We start from the raw sequence: 19337 nt of genomic DNA on the forward strand, positions 1-19337 counted from the left end.
TTCTAGTAACTTCCACTTTTCACAAAAAAGTATACTTCTCCCTATTGAAGTAAAGCACGTTTGCTAAACACATTTTTTTACAAACTTTGATGTTCAATGATTACAAAATTAATTACCCTTCAACAATGGCAAGGTATTTCAAGATTTCTCCTTCTACTTCAACGATTAAAATATCTCCTCTTTCCTTGGCTGAAAAAATCTTTGCACCCACTGGAAGTTTATTCGCCATCTCATCTTTGAAATTTGTATCAGTATCATTTTTTGTTTTTATCTCACCAATTTGAACGTCTTTTGTTAAAGACAATTCCTCCACCCAATCGATATTCGTTTTGTAGATTACTCCCTCATATTGAAAAACATCAGCATCAGGGTCCAAGCTTAAAACTTCTTCAGCATTAATACGATCAATGGATACTTTGGTTGTTTCCCCGCCATTAGAGCACCCAGTAATCGAAAATAACGTTAATGCAATCAAGACAAAAAATAACCTTTGGACCAACGTTTTTCCCCCTTTTTAATATAGACGAATATTCTTTATCTAAAGTTCCATATAACTGACTGACCATTTTTATTTTCAGAGTAAAAGTTGGACATATTATCCGTAGGAGGTGATGAGGTGGCTGACGAAAAGAAAACTCCCAAAAACATAGAAAGAGACAGTAAATTGGAAAGATACGAAAACGATCGACATAATGTTAATGCTAGGGAAGCAGCGGCTCTTGAACCAGATATTCCAAGAATTAATACAGACAATCTTTAACAATAAGTTAATTTTTTAAACTTCTAAAATAACATACCGAATAACAAATTAATACTACACCTATCAACGTTTTGGTCTAGATCCAAGCGTTATTCATCCTTAACTGCTTTTATTTCATTCTAGCGCCGGTTTGTTTAAGTACATTTTTTCACTACTTAATAAAAAGAGTCATTTTCCCTATAAGGAAATGACTCTTTTGGTTAAACCTGACAACAGATAGTTCAACGTGGTATTCATGCCATTACTTTTTACATTTTTCGAGAATCAGTTACTACTTCCCTCATACTATTACGTTTTAAAGCAGTACCTAGTATGGCAATCATGCTTACGAATCCAATCCAGAAAAGGACAGAAACTGAAGTGTCCCAGTTTAATCCTTCACCAAAGAAGAATAATTTACGAAGACCTTCTATCATAAATCGCATTGGCAGCCAAGAGTAAATCCAATCCCGATAAAATGGAGACATCATTTCAGGTGCCATTGCCAGTAAAGGTGCTCCAAAGAATAGCAATAAGGCAAAGACTGGAATACCCTTAATCCCAACTAACGAAAGTACAGCTAAAATCATTAAGATGAAGCTAAATGAGGTAATGGTTAGAAATAAGGCTGTATCAAGGAAATCTGGAATATTCAGTCCTACCATTCCCTCTGCTATCCAAGTAATGCCAAATCCAATTTCTAGTGATACAATCGCACTCATCAAAATTTGCCCTACCTTTGTGACAAGACTTTCTTTTCGAGTGCCGATCGGCAATTTACTAACGGCAAGAAAGAGAATCGCTGCACTAGCCAAACTTGCAATCCATAAAGGCTGGAATAAAGAAATAGGAGAATTTCCGTTAGCACTATTGGTTCCGATTTCATTCACATTTGTGACTTTCTTAGCGATTGGAGCGGCAAGGCTTGCCGCCTGTTTTGCTGTCAAAGTTTCGCCTTGCTTTTCAAAACCATCAAGCAGTTGTTGGCGGACAGTGTTGTTCATGTTGTCAACCACTCCATTTAGGATCTGTCCTGCCATCGTTGAAGCAGCTGTATTCATTCCCTGATTGATCAATATTTGTACTTCTGGGTTTGAAGGTGCTGGTGTCCGTAATGATGCTTGCTTCGCACTAAAGTCTTTCGGAATCACCAGTGCTGCATAATATTTTTGATTATCCAATCCTTTTTGTACTTCCTTCTCTGACTTTACTTCAACCCATTTCACAGCAGGGTCTTCGTCCTTTGTAGTTGCTGAAGACTTTTGCATCATTTCAACAATCGATTGCCCCATATTCATCTTTGGTTGATTCGGAATATTCACTCCCTCATCCTCATTTACGATTGCAATAGGCAGATTTTTTGGCTGCGGTTGAACCGACGGAAATAAGGTCAGTGAAAAAATAAAAATAACTGCCAATGCAATAATCGGTGACACCAATACCAGTTTATTTTTGAACATATTTACCCCTCCTTAGTTTAGGTTTATAATAAACAACAACCTGTTGTTTATTTACTACATTCCACATTATAATTTGAGGACTAACAGTGTTTCAATCATCAAAAATGTCAGATGTGTTGGTTACGGAACACTTTTTATAAATGTGTTGGATAAAAGTTAGGGAGGTAGTACCTTGCGAGAAAGTAATACCGATTTACGGGTCATTCGGACAAAAGAATCCATCCGAGATGCACTAGTAGAATTAATCGATGAAAAAGGCTTCGAAGCCATTACAGTTAAAGACATAACAACTAGAGCAAAAATTAATAGGGGTACATTTTATGCACACTATCAAGACAAATATGATTTAATGACTCAATGCGAAGAAGAGATTATGTTTGAAATGTCCAGAATGGCAAAACAGAACTTTCCAAGTGTAGTTGCCGAACTTGAATCTAACTCACCTTTAGCACCCTTTTCTCTTGCCGTTTCAATCTTTGAGTATCTTAATAAAAATAGTGGTTTTATGAAAGCTGTTTTAGGTCCAAAAGGAGATTTATCCTTCCAAACAAGACTGAAAGATTTTATGTGGAAAACAATATCTGGAAATGATGCAAACGCAATGATCAAGGAGGAAAATTTACTTGTTCCAGGACCATATTTAGTTTCTTATATTGCGTCTGCACATATAGGGGTAATTCAACAATGGTTGAATAGTGGCATGAAAGAATCCCCTCAAGAAATGGCTCGTATTCTATCGACCATTACAGTTAATGGTCCCTTCTTTGCTGCTGGGTTAAAAAAATAAATTGGTAAAAGGGATATTACCTAAAAAACAGGTACTGTCCCTTTATTATTATTATTATTATGCTGCTTCAACAAGTCGAGTAGAAAGGAACCTCTCTACCTTACGGTAGATTGTGTTCCTCCCCCTCACAGAACCGTGCTTGCGCTATTAACGCACACGGCTCCTCCAAATTATCATTCACAGAATATAGCTAATTTCTTTTCTTAAATCATAAATATTCACTTTGATTCTTGGTGAAGGTAGTGGATATTTATTAAGAAAGAGCCTGAATTTGTCCCAAGTAAAGGATTTCCTTTGGCTTCTTCTGTTTAGCCATTTGTATAGTAAGCATTCGATTTTCTCTTTAAAGTTGTTAACAGTTTGGGTATTATCTGTGATGCAATAATAGTTGTAGTAACCTATTAGTGAGCGTTTAAATCTATCCATAATCATATGAATATCTTTATTCCTATTATTCTTCAGCCATTCTTTAGTTCCTTTTAGTTTGCCTTGGACTTTCTTCCTGCTCGTTTTCCGCTTTACTCGGAATTTCCCGTGCTTACTTATCCCACAATAGTGAGTAAATCCAAGGAAGTCGAAGGTACCCGGTTTGCCAATTCCGTCACGTTTTGCATTCTTCTCCGCAAACCGTCCGAAGGGAATTATTTTAGTTTTATCCTCGGCTATTTCTAGGTTAAATTTCTTTAATCTCGCTTTTAATGAATGAAAGAATTGCTCGGCTTCACTTTTATTCTGAAAACAACAAACAAAATCATCTGCGTATCTTACTATATACGCCTGGCCTTTACATTGTTTCTTAACCACTTTTTCAAACCATAGATCAAGAACGTAATGGAGATAGACATTGGCTAATATCGGAGATATCACTCCACCTTGCGGTGTACCATTGTCTGTCTTGTATTTCTTACCTTCCTCCATGTATCCACCTTTAAGAAACCTGCTGATTAGTCTCAGTAGGTTAGTGTCAGTGATTCGGAGTTTCAAGAATTCCATCATCCATTTGTGGTCAACGTTATCAAAGAAGCCTTTAATATCTACATCTACTACATAGCTTATTGCTCTCTTCTCAATATAATGATTCAGTATTTTCAGTGCATCGTGGCAGTTTCTATTTGGACGGAACCCAAATGAGCAGTCTAGAAAGTCATTTTCATAGATGGCATTTAGTATTTTCGTAATGCCTTTTTGAACAATTTTATCTTCTTGTTCCGGTATTCCCAATGGTCTCATCTTGTTTGAGTTGAGCTTTGGGATATACATTCGTCTTACTGGAACAGGACGATAACTTTTGCTTTTGAGCCTACTTACTAAGTCCTCTATGTTTTCTTCTAAACTTTCATCGTATTGCTCTTTAGTAGTACCGTTAATCCCAGTTGCCTTCTTATTGGGTAGTTCAAGATGGCATTGAATTAATGCTTCCTTATCTAAAAGATGTGCAAGAGATGTAAATTTCATTTTAGGATTAGATTTTGCTAATTCTGCTATCCTTAGTAGTTTTGTTTCCATTTATTTATACCTACCTCTGTGTGTAGTAAATGTGTCCCTAGTAAGGGTGATAACTGGTAGCTAGCCTTTCCTCCATCGGCATTACCCAACTTCATTGGTACTACGCTGCTATCCGACTCCCTACACGGCATTTGGTTTCCTCGCTTTTTATCACTTGTAGACCATACTCTTCTATTAAAATAAGAAAAGACCGGTAGGGTCTCCCGAGTTGCCGTATCATATCAATGTGTAACGTGCCAAGGTCTCTGACCCCAGAGAGGTTTTACCCTTCTTGCCATTAACGAAAGATAAAATGTAGCTTTCTGAACGCAGGTATGTCATCAGCCCTCTCGATTTTCTAACATTATGGAGCTCAATCCCTTCAACCCTTGGGCTTTCGGCCCGCCACCTAACTGTCTACGCTTAAAGACTAAAGTTACCTTTAGTCCTTCAAGACTCGCTACGAGCGAATGGCTAGTTCTTACTCGACGGGAATCCCACCCGCTATATGATACGACCTATGCTCGGCCGCACACCTGCACGTTACTTTAAGTATAATATTTCACATAAATCTAGTCGTATTCTTCCTGGTCTACTTAATATCCTCTAAATCTGAAAAAAAGAGACACATTCCTTATTAGGAAATGCGCCTGATTGCAGAAGATTGTTATTAAGGAAAAGCACCCCGATAGAACATTATATAGTTAATAGTTAGTATTAAAGCTACTTTACTCTTCTAGCTGCTTGCTGAATAGGATCCCATACACCATTATATGGAGGTGCGTACGCAAGATCTAAATCAAGCAGCTCATCGGTTGTCATCGAATGGAATATTGCAGTTGCTAGAACATCGATTCGTTTGTCGATCCCATTTTCCCCAATAATTTGCCCACCAAGAACTTTATATGTTTCTTTATGATAGACAAGTTTCAATTTCATTTTTTTATTATTGGGATAATATCCAGCGATATCTGTTGATGTAATTGTTACAGCACCACATGGGATGTTCAGCATTTTTGCCTCTGTTTCTGTTATTCCTGTTCTCCCTAAAGTTAAACCGAAAAATTTTATGATTGAAGTGCCTACAACACCTTTAAATGTTTTATGTATATTAACGATGTTTAATCCGGCGATTTGACCTTGCTTATTGGCATGTGTTCCCAATGGGACATGATCATCCATTTCTTTTACTCGATGATATTGTGTTGCACAATCTCCTGCAGCATAGATATCTTTAATACTTGTTTGCATATACGCATTTACTTGAATAGAACCATTAACACTTGTTTTGATTCCAGTCCCTTCTAAAAATAAAATATTTGGCTTCACACCTATAGCGACTACTACTAAATCTGTTTCATACTTCCCTTTATCGGTTTTCACATATTCAACATGCTCACTACCACGGAATGCTTCAACAGATTCACCCATTTTTAACACAATGTTTTGCTTCACTGCTTCTTCATGGATAAGTTCTGCCATTTCTTTATCAAATATTTTTGCTAATTGCTCATTTCTTTCAATGATCGTTACCTTCTTGCCGAGCTCCGCAAAACTTTCAGCCATTTCGAGTCCAATGTATCCGCCACCAATAACTGTCACATTTTTTATATCTTTCTCAAGATAATCCATGATTGTCTTTGCATCAGGAATTGCCTTTAATGTGAAAACACCTGGAAGTTTAACACCCTCCCACTTTGGAATGACCGGGCCTACGCCGGTTGCAATAAGAAGGCGGTCATACGGAAAGCTAAACGTTTCACCATTACTATGGTTTATTCCAATTACCATTTTATTTTCCGTGTCTACCTTTTGGACTTCATGATATACTCGTGCATCAATGCCATATTTCACTTTAAAAGTAGACTGTGTACGTGCTATTAACTTATCTGTTGACTCAATCTTCCCACTGATCACATAAGGTAGGCCACATTGTCCGTACGAATACACTCCACCCTTTTCTAAAACAGTGATTTCATGTCCAGTACTGTTTCGTACAATTTGCATTGCAGCACTCATCCCTGCTGCATCTCCACCAATAATAAGTACTTTCATATTCATCCCTCCTTTCTTTATTTTCCATTTATTACTGATTTTTAAACATGAAGAAAGATTTATCCCCATATAGGGGTAGCGTCAGGAAGATTCGGATTTACAACGCTGAGTAATTTGAATATATAAAAGTAGAATTCCTGTAAAGGAACCGACTTTTAGTATTTTCTTTGTTAAACTAATGCACCAGTTAGCGTACATTCTTCACAAACTCATAATGTTCCATAAAACCGAATTCGCAGCAGAATAAGGAAAAGCTGATTCATTAAATTTTCACTTCCATGAATATACAGAAACCGAATAAATTGCTTTCAATTTGAATTATTTTTTGGAATAAGAAGAAAGACCCCTACCAATTAGGTTTGCAGAAATAGGCGTTTTTCCGATTTCCCTTGCCCAAATTGATAATTGTCCGATATGATGAATTTCATGAGCAATCGTATGTCCCACGATTTCCCCCCAAGTATCCGTCACTATTTTTCCATCAGGTAAGGTATCGTAAAACAAACGATTTTCCATACTTGCGTCCCAGTTGTTCACAAAACTTTCCACTTCTAAATGAAATTCAGCGTCCAATTTCCGAACCTTTTCCAAGCTTTTATAACCATCGAAACTCTCTTGAAAATCGGTTTTACCTTCTAAAAGACGTATCCAGCTCCATTCGACATCGACTATATGGAAAAGTGTATGCAATATACTACCCATTCCACCCGTTCTGTTTTGTAGAAGTTCTACTTCACTTACCTCTTCACACCAACGATACCAGTCTTCTCTTACCATCCAGTTATATCTAAAAAAAATTTGCAAAAAAGCCCCTCCCCATTTAAAAAATAATTGAATTATATAAATACATTAAGAGCAGAACTAAACATTGTTAATTATTACAATTTCTACAATTATAGTTAGAATTCCTTGTTCAACCGGAAAAACAAGAAAGGACCGCCGCAGCGCAGCGATCCCATCTTAGACGTAAGGAATCTCCTTCCCCTCAACCAAGGCTTTCAAGACATATTTACTTTTTTCGAGGAATCGTTAGGGATTTCCAATCACCAGATTTTAAATGTTTCGCGATATATATGATTTGGCCAACATGATAGGAATAATGGTACATTTGGCGTTCAATAGCTTCTATTACGGAATGCGGTTCATTTCGGATCGTAATTGTTTTTAAGAGGTGTTCTTCGTCAATATCCTTCAATGCAGATAAAAAGGTCTCCCAGCCAAGTTCCCACAGTTCCATAACCTGTTCTTTCGTTTTCATATCTCCCACAAATTCATGATCACGATTACGGAACGGTTTTTCCCCATCCGTGTGTAAGAAATCAGTCCAGCGAGATACCATATTCCCACTCATGTGTTTGATAATAATCGCGATACTATTGGACTCTTCATTTGGAGACCAAAATAATTCGCTTTCGGTTAATTGCGCTATTGCTTTTTCAGCGGTTATTTTTGCCTCTGAAAAGCGTTGAGTAACTGTTTTCAAATACTCTCCACCTATGCTCATATCATCACCTCCTATTAACGTATTTATATATATATTCCTTAAATAGTAGTAGAACCCTTTATCCAAAACAGCTATAAGCATCTTATTCCATTTACCTTTCCCCTTAATTCAAAAAAAGGGCTGCCGTAAAAGCAGCTGAATTTTCAAGGAAAACACCCATTATCGTAAAGTTATTGCGATTCAACAGCCGAAGAAAATGTATTAAAGCTGTAATATGCAAAGTTAAAAAATTAATTACCGCTAAGTAAAAATAGAAATTCTTGCCCAATCAGAAGAATTCCTTCCAAAATCATCCTGCCCGTTAGTCGAATTAGAAAAGCGATCCTTCGTTATTGAAGAATCGCCTCTGTTTCCTATGCAGTTGCCTAACCATCGTCATATATGCCCCAGACCAAAAAAGAGACTCCCGTAAAACCTTGGGAGTCCAAACAGTAATCTATTTAATAGGGGTCAAATAGTGATTCCAATTATATTCCGTTTACGAAATATAAAATAGAGAAAATACTACTAAAATTATCCAATCATTATAGGGAAATTTGGACTAGGATTCCTATATCAAGAAAGTGAGTAGATCATGAGCATGATTAATTTGAATTTCTATAAAGCGGGAATCGAATGAATTTTACTTAACTTTTTTCTGATCATAGATATCTTCCTGCCATAACTGATAAAGATATAGAATGACGGCTAGTATGGTCATGATCAAAAGATTATTGAGTGGAGAGAAACTACCCGTTTCTCTTATCTCTAGCTTGTTTAACATTTTCGTAAGACCCACCCCGTAAATGAGATCGATGATTAAATTAACAATAATATATATCCAAAATTTACGAAATGTAAAATGAAATATCCATATTGTCCCAACTAAAAATATGCTATATACCGTAAATAATGGTGCTATTTTGTCCCAGCTAAATAGAGTCTCTTTAAATTCCCACCAGTTATATGTCCAAGCCATTTGTGCCAATATGGTGTTGAGCACTGTGGCAAATAGAGCTACAGGCATATATCTTCGAATTGCTGAATGGTCTAAAAAGATCAAAGAAATCCAAGGAATAATAAATATAGACCAAATAACCAATTTAACCATTTTTTTAGTCCTCTCAGTATGAATTCTATATATAACGTGTCCACTTTTGCTAAATAAAATGCATCTTGTTTATTCAACTAGCCTGTATCTATAGTTCAAAAAAAGCCAACTAGATTGCAGCCAGATATTTAAGGTAAGCAACCAGTAGTTTTTCAAATTATTGCTACAAAAGGATTCTTTTGAGAATTGAGGGGATTAAAAGTACAGCTGTCATTACATATAATAGAGAGTTTAATTCATAATGATAGTAAGGAGGTTTAAATTTATGAATTTCAGCTGGCTGCTAGGGCTAATAATTTTATCTCAACAAGTGAATATGCCAGGAAGTTTATTCATTACGAACAACGGTCATCATATTTCAGTTGTTAACCGTTCTGACTTTTCGATGCACCCTGTATTACCCATTATGAATACAGAAAAGTTGAATGATTTTATGGACAAAATCGACCAGCAATTAACTAAAAATCCTAAAAATGCAATTATAGATCAGTATGGGGAAATTATACCCGAACAAGTCGGTTACCGTTTAGATCGCCAAGTTTTCACAGAAAAAATTTTTTCCTTTTATTTTAGTCATCATTCAACTAAATTAGAAGTCCCCTTACTAGCCATTTATCCAAGGGTCGACAGTGAATTACTTGGAAATATTAGAGCAGAAAAAATTGGGGAATATATGACATTCTTCAATTCAAATAACAAGGAAAGAAACAATAATATTTTTCTTGCTGCAAAAGCCATTAATAATTATGTTCTTTTTCCAGGTGAAATATTTTCTTTTAATAAAGTGGTTGGAAAAAGAACAGCAGGAAAAGGATATATGCCTGCTACCGTAATCGTTAATGGGGAACTTTCAGAAGACTTTGGCGGAGGAATTTGTCAAGTATCATCTACCCTTTTTAATGCAATTGATAATGCAGGTTTAAAAGTTGTTCAGCGTTATTCACACAGTAGAGAGGTTTCCTACGTTCCATCAAAGAGGGATGCCACCGTTAGTTGGGATGGACCTGATTTAATCTTTAAAAATGAATACAATCAACCTATACTCATTCTTGCAGAACCATTAGAACACAAAATAAAAATTGAAATCTATTCTTCTGATGTACTCACCTATACACCTAAGGAAGTTCCATACCTTCCTTATGAACAACATCCCCCCAAGTAAAGATATACTTTGGGGACTTTTTGTTTCCATAATGAAGGGGATAGGGTTTTTTCTTTCACTTTTACACCCGAAAGTTGACGACTCTTCTTAAACGTAAGGAATCTCCTTCCCCTCAACCAAGGCTTTCAAGTTTGCTAAAGACTGATTGAAGCCTTCTGAATTTATAGTAACTCTTATTCCGTTGGCTTCTTCCTCTAAAGTAAAAGATAGAAGCATTTGTTGTGCTTCTAAATATAGAGAAAACTCCTGATAAGGGATTATCTTTTCAATCGTTAAAGACATCGGATATTCCTCTATCAGATTATTATGAACGCTGGGCATTAACGTAAAGGTTACTTTCTCCCCATCTTTTAGATTCGGTATTTTCCAAGGAGATCCTGGTGCATACCATTGTAAGAGCTTCTCTTCATTTGTAATAGCACTCCAAACTGCTTTTTTTTCTCCATTTATCAAAACAGAACTTATTTCTGGAGTATGATCCATACCAATTCCCCCTGAGATTTATTTATAAGTAACTATTCTTTATCACGATTCGTGGTTTTGTATTTTTTACCTTTGCTATCATAGGTGACCCATTCACCAACAGGCTCTCCTATTTCAAAATATCCTGAACGCTTTATGGTTCCATCGGCACGATACCATTCCCAATACCCGTCTGGCCTATCTTCAATCATTTCTCCTTTTGACCATATTGTTTTTCCATTTGCATGGTACTTTATCGTGTATCCCTCAATCACTTCCAGCTTCTTTTCCTTGACGCCGTTTGGGTGGATCAAGTCACATTTTTCATTCTCCATGACTTACCTCCGATAACTATTTTTTTAAATATGGTCATAGTTGCCCTCCCAAGGTTTGTCATTCGTTACTCCTATACTCAGTCAATTCTAAATTCAACAAAAATCATAACGATTCCTTTTGATCTGCATAGGTTGCCATCTTTGCCATACCTTAATAGTTGGCCTCCGTTAGTTGAATAAGGTTTGTTGCTTATTATTCTTCAGTCTCATCATAAGGATTAGCGTAAATATCTACATCAAATTCAGCTTCAATGCTTGAAGCAAACTTTAGGATGTCTTTATCAAGAAATAATGAAGGGCTATTTCCCCTTTCTATAATAATGACAATATAGAATTTGCACTCCAAAGAAAATGCATCTTTTAGTTCGTTAATCATGATTGATTTATTTTGTAGATTACCTACAATTTGTTGTAGTTGATCATTTACATCAAGTGAATCTTTGTAGCCTGTCCCTATTTCCCAACATGTTTCTTTTCTATTAATTTTTGAACGATTTGCTATTAAATCGCCTTTTTTATAACTTTTAGTAGGTGTTAATTCTAATTTCCCCGTTACTTTATGTAGTGGAAATTCATCTCCAAACAAGCTGAAAAAAACCTTGACTTGGGTCTTATTCAAGTGTTAAAATACCTCCCATTAAACCTCATACACACCGTTTGAATACAATTATTATGTTTTGGCATCATCTAAGGCACCCATTATTGAAATAGATAAAACAACCTTTGTTCTGACAAAATAATATCCTTTTCTTCTGGTCGTATTTCCTATTTTTGTAATTTAAACATTATCTTAGTTATAATGTTGGTAAAAAGTAAAGGAATGCATACAATGAAGGATCAGATTGATGAATTAACGTTACTATTATTGCATTTAACATCTTTTACAGAAGATCATGGATTAGGTGATGCCGAGAGAAGTTGGAAGGGTTATCCTTTTGAGTCACTGAATGAATTAACAGAGAATGATTACATTTATGGCAGCAAGCAATCAAAATCAGTGTATCTAACAGAAAAAGGAATCAAACAAGCCAAGAAACTGATGAAGAAATATAATATAGTAGAACAATAAGAATTTCTATCCAATTAGAAAGAAAGCCGATATGAGCAAAATCAATATTTTCCACATATTCAGATATAGGAAACTCCCACTATCACCTCTGCAAATTATAAAACACACCTTAATCGTTGGTATAAGTTCCCTAGTTATGGTAGAAAAGCACCCATGAGTGCAATAATTATCTGTTATTTAATATGAACGCACATAAATTCAAAAATATGAATAAATATTAGCATTTAATGTTCGTTTCCTTTAGCCGCTATTTGTACGTGTGTAAATAAACAAAGCAGCAAAAGACATACATAGTAGAGTGAACTGGGTAAGCTGATTTTCATAATACATTCCATTTTTCGTCTTTTATTATGAATATTTCACCTGATTACATTCCTTGCAAAAACAAGAATAAGAAGAGGGGCAGGACACAAACTATGCTAAAAAGGAGGGTTTATATCATGGATGAAAAGGATTTAAAACAGAACGCTAATAATACTTTACCTACACATAAAAAGAAAACGGTAGATACAATAGCAAGCATTGATGAGTTGAAAAAAGAGCATGAACCAGAGTATGTCTTTTTATATTGGGATTAATTGAGATAAGTATCTTAAGAAGAGGAAATGAAATGGATATTGGATAAAATAATCCCAATCGAGTAGGAGTGGGTGATTAACCCCCTCCTCTCACACCACCGTACGTACCTTTCGGTATATAGCGGTTCAATTAAGTCTGACATAAAGATTCATATCTTTGATATAGACTTTTCTAACTTTCGGCTGTTCTAGTAAGAGTTGTCGAGGGTTTTGTGTAGAATTGGGCTGCTGGATATTCTCTAGTATTTCTTCCTAGAGTGTCCCCATTCGAGTAACCACCCCTGCTAGCCTAGAATTATTAACAAATTAAATTGAAACACTAGTAAGAAAAAATGGGGATGGCGGATATGGATGGGACTGTTAGGGAGTTAATGATATTACAACAAAGATACGCCACTTTGGCTATTGAAAATTGGTTAACGCATTCTGTATTTACTTGGGGATGGTGGTTTCTTGTCTTCACTTTTGTAGGACCTTGGTTGATATTTATTAAACTTCTTGATCGAGACCGTATCCTTCAAATCTGGAGTTTTGGACTCATTGTCATCCTTATTACCACTTTTACGGATGATCTGGGCAGTGAATTGTGTGCTTGGATTTATCCAATTAGTTTTGTACCTGTTGGTCTTCTTGCACTTCCATTTGACTTCTCCATGATTCCAGTGGCGTGTATGCTGATATTTCAATATTTTCCTACATGGAAAAAATTCACCATTGCCCTTGTTGCCCAAGCTGCCATTTTTGCATTTGTGGGTGAGCCTATTTCCGTTATGCTTGGCACGGTTACCTATTTAAAATGGAATTACATCTATTCATTTGTTTTTTATATCGTTACAGGGCTTTTTGCTAGGTTTATTATACAGAGATGGACAGTTTGAACCAAATTGCTCGACTTACACATCACTATAATAATCAATTGTTTACTATTAATCCTGAGAACTATCTATTCGAGCTTGCATAAGTTCATATATCTTACGAGTAGTGTTGACATTTCTTATCGTAACTTGTTTATATATCTTTGAACCAACAATCTTTGACTTTCCACTCTTGGTTACATTTTTCTTGCCAACCGACCATAGGATCGCACCGGGGGCATATTTTACCGTGTCAATATTTGGTTTAATGACCAAATTCTCAAGTACAGATTCATCATCAATTTCATCCCATAAAAACAAGACATCACTTGTCATTTCATTATCATTTTTCCATGTGTCAGGAATAGCGTTTATGATTTCTCTGACATCCTCGACACTACGAATTACTACTTTAATTTGTAATCCAAAATCATGATGTATCGCTTCTTCCAAGTTACGCGATAGTTCACTTTTTGATATGCCGCTGTATGAAAAAATAATATTACCTGTATTGATATATGTCACCACATTGTTCATCCCGACTCGTTCAAACGTTTGTTTAAGCAACTTCATGTCAATCTTATTTTTCCCACCCACATTAATCCCCCGAAGAAGTGCAATATAAACCATAACCATCCTCCTTTCAACTTACTCGTAATAGATGAAGATTTTGAATTACTGATCATTTAATTTTTATAAATCTTCCTTTTAAACCCAAGCATAATACGATCAAGTGATACCCATCCAATGAACTTTGGTTTTTCCCAACCTGGAGCAGAAGTTAACTTTTCTACATCAAGGTAATGATTAATTCTTACCATATCCCAAGCATGAATTACCTCTCCATTACCAATAGATAGGCCTACATGCCCCCAATTTTTACGCTTACCATTAATTACTCCTAAGCAATCATAAAAAACAAAGGTTCCTTTTGGAGGCATACCTATTTGCTTATTTGCTTCATATAAATCCGCAGATTCTTTTGCAGTATTTCCACCAAAGATTTCAATGTTATTACTTCTCTCTAATGCATCCTCTACAAAAGCTAAACAAATATAACAATATTCTTTAGAATTCAGATGACCTTTAGCCCAATCAATTGCATTATTAATATAATCATCATAATTTTTATCCATTTATTGTCTCCTCTTCACATTCATAATAAATATTCCTTTCCCTATAACCCATAATATTCAACAAAAAGAGCTTTACTCCCTGCCAAGGAAACTCTTGCCCCTGTTAGATATTCGTATCTAACTGAGGGAGCTCAATAAGTTCTACAAAAAAGAGCGTTAATCCTTCTTGGATCAACGCAAACGTTAGCTCAAGAACAATTCAGTGAAATTATTCTTATTTAAGATATGGTATTTGTACAAGCACAAAAATGTATTCTTCATAACTTGTGGATAAAGGGGGTGATATTTTGGGTATTCGACTTTGTGATTGTCGAGCAACTGCGGCAACTTTTCCAACTCCTGCTGAAAACACGAGTGTAATTATTGACGGACAATCTTCTATTGGAACATTAGGTTTTTCAGCAGGATTATGTCCCGATTGTATGACTATTGGAAGTTTTGTAACCATAGAATATGTAGACAACAACGTTGCTGCTAATTCTTTTACTTTTGCTTCAAATATTGATGGAGTTGGGCTTCCTGTTTGTTCACTTACATCTTTCTCTGTTACTCTAACTGGAGTTGCAACTGGTGCAAATTTTAGTGGACCCGCCACTATTGAAACTTTTACTGTCTCAGAATCAGGATCTTTTGAAATTAATAATCTTATGGCTAATGGGCATACATTTAGTACAGATGGATTGGTCAATGGAGCATTAGCAGGAATCGTGCAATGCTAGACCAACACTATAAAGGTGGTTCAGTAATTCATCTTAAAATACACGGAAAAAATTCCTTCTTAAAGTAACCTAACCCGTTCGTTTATAAGGTCAACCAGATATTTCTGGTTGACCATTATTTAAATGGTTTTATGATAACATTAGCCAGAGTAGAACATATCTGACAGTTGGGCTATGCCCCCGTGAGCTAAACTGTAATATTTCTGCTCTTCAAGTATGTTTTCATATTGTGCTTAATTTATCACTTTATTCGAATAACTCATAATGGTTTCTTCTCAAGCCTGCTTCGTTAGTTCAATTAATTCTACAAAAAGAGCGTTAATCCCTTGCTGGTTTAACGCACCCATTAGTTGCATAACAAAACTTAATTACTATAATTGAATTTTCCCAAAAAGCATGGCAATAGCATTATTCTTTAAGAATTTGCTTAATCGTTTCTTCTACATAAGTAAGAAAATTACTGTATGGGGAGTTTCCTTTCAAGAATTGCGATACCATATTCAAGGGTAGGATAACTATATCCCTTTTTTTAGAATAAAGAACACTTTGTGTTTGGGTATTACTGTACATTCCATCAAGATTGGGAGAATAATTGTGTACGGAATCGGACTCATACCAGTAAAAGTCTTGCTTGATATTATTTTTGATAACCTCACCAATATACGCACCTATACGAACTACTAAATTATCAAAATGCTTATTCAATAATTCAGCACCAAACTCCGTATTCATTAATCTTTTTGTATATTTATCAATATAACGAACACTTTCAATAGTGAAATCTAAATTTCTTTTAGTGAGGTTCTCTTTATCCCAGGAATCTTCTGATACATCCTGATACATTAATTTTGCAATGCCTTTTAAATCATCTTTTTTTTATTTTGCTCTATTTAAGAAACCAAACATAAGAGAATTTCTCCTTTATCAATTGTCTCCTAGTGCAGCTACCCTAATTATAACTCTTATTGGATTAACCTGCCCGTTAGTTCACCAAGATTAAAGCAGTATTGTCAAACCTATCTGCAATAAAATGACAAATTCATGAATCTTACGAAAAACTCTTTTCAATTTCAGTTTTAATTGATATTATTCCTATTAGAACAGTAGGAATAGTGGGTGTTTCCAAAAATGTCTTTGTATGAAAAATTACCAAGTGATTTTTTAATTCAATTTTATTATGAAGTGAGGAAAATGATTTCAAAAGGATTAGTTTCTAAAAAGATGTACTATGAATTAGGACTAATAATTGCAGCTGCGTCAAGAAGAGGGATACTACTGGATATGCCAAAAGATTTTGAACAACACATTGTCCACGAATTATTAATGGAATTAAGTAACTAGAACTCCGCAGTTATTGAATAAATAGTTCATCGTAAAGGTCTTCCATTAAACAAACAAAAACGCCACTGATAAAAATCAGTGGCTTTCTTCAACTAAAGCACCCGTTCGTTTAAGTACAATTTTTTCACAAACAATAAATTTTACCTTGTGACAGCAAGTAATAATGTAAGAGAATATTATTAGTAGGCGATTCCTACACGTGATTGGACATAATCGCTACTTTCTATCTGACGATAAGTAAATTCTGCTGTATCAGGAACTGATATTTTCATACCACCTTCTGGCAAAAAATTACGTTCAATTCGATATTGACCTTCTCTTTCTCCATCTGGCAAATATGTAGGACATACAATCGTCCAATCGAGTGTTGATTGTTTCAGCATATCGTAAACTTTATGATGTTCTTCTGCTGCACGGGTTGATTTACGTTTTGATTCACTTGACTGATAACGGATTACGGTTGGCGTAGTTCTACTTTGTAAGATCCCTGCGGTTCCTATCGTGATAATTCGTTGTATACCTTCGTTTTCCATTGCTTCGATAATTAGTGTCATACTTTCTGATAGAGTGGTTGTGCCATCAGTATTTAGTGCACTAATAACTACATCAATCCCATGCATTGCACGTACTATATCATTTTTATTTAAAACATTCCCTTGAATAATGGTTAAATTTCCACTATTTATTTGAATCTTCTCTGGAGTGCGAACTAATACAGTAACATGATGTCTATCATGAAGGGCAAAAGTTACTATTTGACTTCCAACTCGTCCAGTTGCACCTAAAATTAAAATATTCAAAAGTATAATCCTCCTTTTTACGAATACAAATATTACAATACAGCAAAACAAACCTTTGTTATCTAAAGATCACGCATGTTCCAAACAACTTCTTCTCCATTCTCTTTCCAGGTACTATGGTCGCGAATGAAACCAATCTTTTCAAGAACTCGAAAGGAAGCAATATTCCAAGAACCCACAGTAGCCCACAGACGTCGCCGTCCAGTGGCGACCGCAGCTTCTATAATTGCCGATGCAGCTTCAGTTGCATAGCCATTTCCGTGGACTCTTTGGAACAGTTCATAAGCAATTTCCGGCTCTTCTATAGTAGAACGACCGATAATTAACCCGCAATATCCAATAATATCTCCTTCATCTTTGCGTCGGATTGTGAGTAGACTTATACCACTTTCCAGTGCTCTTTCTCGTAAACTGATAACATTTTTGAGAGCAGCTTCAATAGTTGGCTTAGCAACGCCCCGTTCCCCAACAAGTTCCCTATACCAGGATGCATCTGATTCCTCCCACATACTCAAGTAAAGCCGTTCAGTTATTATTTCAAAATTCATTGCCGAGAATCTATTTGTCATTTTATAACCTCCTTTTCAAGTAGTCGAACAGGAAAAAGGCTGCTGTTTTTGCAGCCGGTTCTTTAAGGAAGCACCTGTTAGTTAAAATACATTATTTCACATTCTATTTTGAATCAACTAAAAAAAGCGATGCTTAAGATCATCGCTGTATAAAAAATATTAGTGACCTGGTTTAATAATTCCATTTTTATTGAACTTTCCCAATGCATTGGTAATGCAATCTGGCTGCTTATCCTAGACAGCCTATGCCAAAAATGGTTAATACTTGTCATAGACGCACCACAGCTCCTAAATATCAGACATTAGTGAATCATTCCAATGTTGAATCGCAAATTAAGCATCTTGACGAAAAATTCAGGCGAGTTTTCATAGAAAAATGTAAGGTAATTAATAAATCAACTGGCCAGTTACTACAATAGAAAAAAGGCTACCGCAGCAACCTAAACTTGAAGTAGAGCACACCCTTAGTTGAAGAAGCTCACCCATATAATGATGTGATTTTCAACTATAATATGTACCTTTCTAATTCATCTTTTTGACGCAAATGATGACGAAAATGCATTCCGACCAAATCATACCATTCCCTTGCATTCAGCCAGCCAAATCCTCCATGATTCACTTTATTATTTGGGTTAATAGAATCCACTTTCGATTCCCAACGACGCAATCTTTGAATTAACTGATCCATCCTGATAATTAGGTCTTCCATGCTGTCTGAATTATTTGGTGGAGAATTTAACTCATCTGGTAATCTTATTTTAATAGGTGGAAAACCTCGATTCCTAAATAATTGCTCACCAAACTGGGTTTTCCCAAGGGGATGTTCCTCAATTAATGTAGCACATGTTTCCATATTATCAAGATACTCATGGGCCACAACAATTAAATGGTCATACATTTGTCCAATGGACCAAACCCCTTCTTCCGAGATATATCTAAGCTGTTCCAATGAATAATTGTAAAGATCACTCTTGAAAGTAATAAGCAGTTTATTGTCACTCAATTAAATACTCCTTTGTAATAGTCAGATGAAATCTGAAATTTTCGCTGTTTTTGAAATTTATAAATAATCATACCATGAATGATGACAATAACCTTCCACCAATTACCTTCCCCATTAGTACAACAAGTTCAACAAAAATAAGCGTTAATCCTTCTTGGATCAACGCCTATTTTTGTTGAATTAGGTAAA

At 35.5% G+C, this 19337-nt stretch carries 24 protein-coding genes; 8 read left to right on the plus strand and 16 right to left on the minus strand.

Annotated features, from left to right (window positions below):
* Positions 1-112: 112 nt before the first annotated feature.
* Positions 113-499, minus strand: coding sequence for a hypothetical protein (locus QNH48_RS28900; RefSeq protein WP_283953075.1), 387 nt, complete (start codon positions 497-499; stop codon positions 113-115).
* Between the two features lie 117 nt (positions 500-616).
* On the opposite strand from QNH48_RS28900, the gene QNH48_RS28905 reads away from it, so the two are divergent.
* Positions 617-760 (plus strand): hypothetical protein, encoded by a 144-nt coding sequence (locus tag QNH48_RS28905; RefSeq protein ID WP_283953076.1) that lies wholly within the window; start codon positions 617-619, stop codon positions 758-760.
* Between the two features lie 248 nt (positions 761-1008).
* Here the strand turns inward: QNH48_RS28905 and QNH48_RS28910 are convergent, their stop codons facing one another.
* Positions 1009-2199: a YhgE/Pip domain-containing protein gene (locus tag QNH48_RS28910; RefSeq protein WP_283953077.1), complete on the minus strand. Its 1191-nt coding sequence runs from the start codon at positions 2197-2199 to the stop codon at positions 1009-1011.
* A gap of 172 nt (positions 2200-2371) precedes the next feature.
* Between QNH48_RS28910 and QNH48_RS28915 the strand changes: the two genes are divergently transcribed.
* The gene (locus tag QNH48_RS28915; RefSeq protein ID WP_283953078.1) at positions 2372-2986 is read left to right on the plus strand and encodes a TetR/AcrR family transcriptional regulator; all 615 of its coding nucleotides are present in this window, start codon (positions 2372-2374) and stop codon (positions 2984-2986) included.
* A 177-nt stretch (positions 2987-3163) separates the two neighbouring features.
* Here QNH48_RS28915 and ltrA read toward each other — a convergent pair whose 3' ends face one another.
* From ltrA to QNH48_RS28940, 5 genes are all read right to left on the minus strand, one after another.
* Positions 3164-4492, minus strand: a complete 1329-nt coding sequence (gene ltrA, locus QNH48_RS28920) for a group II intron reverse transcriptase/maturase (RefSeq protein ID WP_283951264.1) — start codon at positions 4490-4492, stop codon at positions 3164-3166.
* 702 nt (positions 4493-5194) lie between these two features.
* Positions 5195-6526: a CoA-disulfide reductase gene (locus QNH48_RS28925; protein WP_283953079.1), complete on the minus strand. Its 1332-nt coding sequence runs from the start codon at positions 6524-6526 to the stop codon at positions 5195-5197.
* 318 nt (positions 6527-6844) lie between these two features.
* On the minus strand, positions 6845-7330 hold the full coding sequence (locus tag QNH48_RS28930; protein WP_283953080.1) for a DinB family protein: 486 nt from the start codon (positions 7328-7330) through the stop codon (positions 6845-6847).
* A 205-nt stretch (positions 7331-7535) separates the two neighbouring features.
* Complete coding sequence (locus QNH48_RS28935) at positions 7536-8030, minus strand: DUF1572 family protein (RefSeq protein ID WP_283953081.1); 495 nt, start codon at positions 8028-8030, stop codon at positions 7536-7538.
* A gap of 622 nt (positions 8031-8652) precedes the next feature.
* Positions 8653-9120, minus strand: a complete 468-nt coding sequence (locus QNH48_RS28940; protein ID WP_283953082.1) for a hypothetical protein — start codon at positions 9118-9120, stop codon at positions 8653-8655.
* A 265-nt stretch (positions 9121-9385) separates the two neighbouring features.
* Between QNH48_RS28940 and QNH48_RS28945 the strand changes: the two genes are divergently transcribed.
* Positions 9386-10282: a VanW family protein gene (locus tag QNH48_RS28945; RefSeq protein ID WP_283953083.1), complete on the plus strand. Its 897-nt coding sequence runs from the start codon at positions 9386-9388 to the stop codon at positions 10280-10282.
* A gap of 87 nt (positions 10283-10369) precedes the next feature.
* Here the strand turns inward: QNH48_RS28945 and QNH48_RS28950 are convergent, their stop codons facing one another.
* The 3 genes from QNH48_RS28950 to QNH48_RS28960 form a co-directional block, all read right to left on the minus strand.
* Positions 10370-10765 (minus strand): SRPBCC family protein, encoded by a 396-nt coding sequence (locus QNH48_RS28950; RefSeq protein WP_283953084.1) that lies wholly within the window; start codon positions 10763-10765, stop codon positions 10370-10372.
* Between the two features lie 32 nt (positions 10766-10797).
* Positions 10798-11079, minus strand: coding sequence for a toxin-antitoxin system YwqK family antitoxin (locus QNH48_RS28955; RefSeq protein ID WP_283953085.1), 282 nt, complete (start codon positions 11077-11079; stop codon positions 10798-10800).
* Positions 11080-11272: 193 nt separating this feature from the next.
* Entirely contained in the window at positions 11273-11698 is a 426-nt protein-coding gene (locus tag QNH48_RS28960) for a DUF4279 domain-containing protein (protein WP_283953086.1), read from the minus strand.
* Positions 11699-11908: 210 nt separating this feature from the next.
* Between QNH48_RS28960 and QNH48_RS28965 the strand changes: the two genes are divergently transcribed.
* The 3 genes from QNH48_RS28965 to QNH48_RS28975 all read left to right on the plus strand — a co-directional run bounded on the left by QNH48_RS28965 (position 11909) and on the right by QNH48_RS28975 (position 13604).
* A complete protein-coding gene (locus QNH48_RS28965) occupies positions 11909-12148 on the plus strand; it encodes a DUF6429 family protein (RefSeq protein WP_283953087.1) in 240 nt (79 codons plus the stop codon).
* Between the two features lie 440 nt (positions 12149-12588).
* Entirely contained in the window at positions 12589-12726 is a 138-nt protein-coding gene (locus tag QNH48_RS28970; RefSeq protein ID WP_283953088.1) for a hypothetical protein, read from the plus strand.
* A gap of 347 nt (positions 12727-13073) precedes the next feature.
* Positions 13074-13604 (plus strand): CBO0543 family protein, encoded by a 531-nt coding sequence (locus QNH48_RS28975; RefSeq protein ID WP_283953089.1) that lies wholly within the window; start codon positions 13074-13076, stop codon positions 13602-13604.
* Positions 13605-13652: 48 nt separating this feature from the next.
* Here QNH48_RS28975 and QNH48_RS28980 read toward each other — a convergent pair whose 3' ends face one another.
* A complete protein-coding gene (locus QNH48_RS28980; RefSeq protein WP_283953090.1) occupies positions 13653-14210 on the minus strand; it encodes a DUF1697 domain-containing protein in 558 nt (185 codons plus the stop codon).
* Positions 14211-14266: 56 nt separating this feature from the next.
* Positions 14267-14716 carry an NlpC/P60 family protein gene (locus QNH48_RS28985; RefSeq protein WP_283953091.1) on the minus strand — a complete coding sequence of 150 codons (450 nt, stop codon included), beginning with the start codon at positions 14714-14716 and terminating at the stop codon, positions 14267-14269.
* Positions 14717-15003: 287 nt separating this feature from the next.
* Between QNH48_RS28985 and QNH48_RS28990 the strand changes: the two genes are divergently transcribed.
* Positions 15004-15435, plus strand: coding sequence for a hypothetical protein (locus QNH48_RS28990; RefSeq protein WP_283953092.1), 432 nt, complete (start codon positions 15004-15006; stop codon positions 15433-15435).
* Positions 15436-15843: 408 nt separating this feature from the next.
* Here QNH48_RS28990 and QNH48_RS28995 read toward each other — a convergent pair whose 3' ends face one another.
* Positions 15844-16278, minus strand: a complete 435-nt coding sequence (locus QNH48_RS28995; RefSeq protein WP_283953093.1) for a hypothetical protein — start codon at positions 16276-16278, stop codon at positions 15844-15846.
* A 285-nt stretch (positions 16279-16563) separates the two neighbouring features.
* On the opposite strand from QNH48_RS28995, the gene QNH48_RS29000 reads away from it, so the two are divergent.
* Entirely contained in the window at positions 16564-16776 is a 213-nt protein-coding gene (locus tag QNH48_RS29000; protein ID WP_095250280.1) for a hypothetical protein, read from the plus strand.
* A gap of 179 nt (positions 16777-16955) precedes the next feature.
* On the opposite strand, the gene QNH48_RS29005 is transcribed toward QNH48_RS29000, so the two are convergent.
* The 3 genes from QNH48_RS29005 to QNH48_RS29015 all read right to left on the minus strand — a co-directional run bounded on the left by QNH48_RS29005 (position 16956) and on the right by QNH48_RS29015 (position 19148).
* Complete coding sequence (locus QNH48_RS29005) at positions 16956-17576, minus strand: NAD(P)-dependent oxidoreductase (RefSeq protein WP_283953094.1); 621 nt, start codon at positions 17574-17576, stop codon at positions 16956-16958.
* 62 nt (positions 17577-17638) lie between these two features.
* Complete coding sequence (locus QNH48_RS29010) at positions 17639-18145, minus strand: GNAT family N-acetyltransferase (RefSeq protein WP_283953095.1); 507 nt, start codon at positions 18143-18145, stop codon at positions 17639-17641.
* Between the two features lie 505 nt (positions 18146-18650).
* Positions 18651-19148: a DinB family protein gene (locus QNH48_RS29015; RefSeq protein ID WP_283953096.1), complete on the minus strand. Its 498-nt coding sequence runs from the start codon at positions 19146-19148 to the stop codon at positions 18651-18653.
* Positions 19149-19337 lie beyond the last annotated feature (189 nt).

Source organism: Neobacillus sp. YX16 (genome assembly GCF_030123505.1).
Taxonomy (GTDB): Bacteria; Bacillota; Bacilli; order Bacillales; family Cytobacillaceae; genus Neobacillus.

Excerpts from the sequence above, each read along its gene's own strand:
- QNH48_RS28910 (WP_283953077.1), bottom strand. The coding sequence starts at position 2,199 with ATGTTCAAAAATAAACTGGTATTGGTGTCACCGATTATTGCATTGGCA.
- ltrA (WP_283951264.1), bottom strand. The coding sequence starts at position 4,492 with ATGGAAACAAAACTACTAAGGATAGCAGAATTAGCAAAATCTAATCCT.
- QNH48_RS28925 (WP_283953079.1), bottom strand. The coding sequence starts at position 6,526 with ATGAAAGTACTTATTATTGGTGGAGATGCAGCAGGGATGAGTGCTGCA.
- QNH48_RS28935 (WP_283953081.1), bottom strand. The coding sequence starts at position 8,030 with ATGAGCATAGGTGGAGAGTATTTGAAAACAGTTACTCAACGCTTTTCA.
- QNH48_RS28940 (WP_283953082.1), bottom strand. The coding sequence starts at position 9,120 with ATGGTTAAATTGGTTATTTGGTCTATATTTATTATTCCTTGGATTTCT.
- QNH48_RS28945 (WP_283953083.1), top strand. The coding sequence starts at position 9,386 with ATGAATTTCAGCTGGCTGCTAGGGCTAATAATTTTATCTCAACAAGTG.
- QNH48_RS28950 (WP_283953084.1), bottom strand. The coding sequence starts at position 10,765 with ATGGATCATACTCCAGAAATAAGTTCTGTTTTGATAAATGGAGAAAAA.
- QNH48_RS28955 (WP_283953085.1), bottom strand. The coding sequence starts at position 11,079 with ATGGAGAATGAAAAATGTGACTTGATCCACCCAAACGGCGTCAAGGAA.
- QNH48_RS28965 (WP_283953087.1), top strand. The coding sequence starts at position 11,909 with ATGAAGGATCAGATTGATGAATTAACGTTACTATTATTGCATTTAACA.
- QNH48_RS28970 (WP_283953088.1), top strand. The coding sequence starts at position 12,589 with ATGGATGAAAAGGATTTAAAACAGAACGCTAATAATACTTTACCTACA.
- QNH48_RS28975 (WP_283953089.1), top strand. The coding sequence starts at position 13,074 with ATGGATGGGACTGTTAGGGAGTTAATGATATTACAACAAAGATACGCC.
- QNH48_RS28980 (WP_283953090.1), bottom strand. The coding sequence starts at position 14,210 with ATGGTTTATATTGCACTTCTTCGGGGGATTAATGTGGGTGGGAAAAAT.
- QNH48_RS28985 (WP_283953091.1), bottom strand. The coding sequence starts at position 14,716 with ATGGATAAAAATTATGATGATTATATTAATAATGCAATTGATTGGGCT.
- QNH48_RS28995 (WP_283953093.1), bottom strand. The coding sequence starts at position 16,278 with ATGTATCAGGATGTATCAGAAGATTCCTGGGATAAAGAGAACCTCACT.
- QNH48_RS29000 (WP_095250280.1), top strand. The coding sequence starts at position 16,564 with ATGTCTTTGTATGAAAAATTACCAAGTGATTTTTTAATTCAATTTTAT.
- QNH48_RS29010 (WP_283953095.1), bottom strand. The coding sequence starts at position 18,145 with ATGACAAATAGATTCTCGGCAATGAATTTTGAAATAATAACTGAACGG.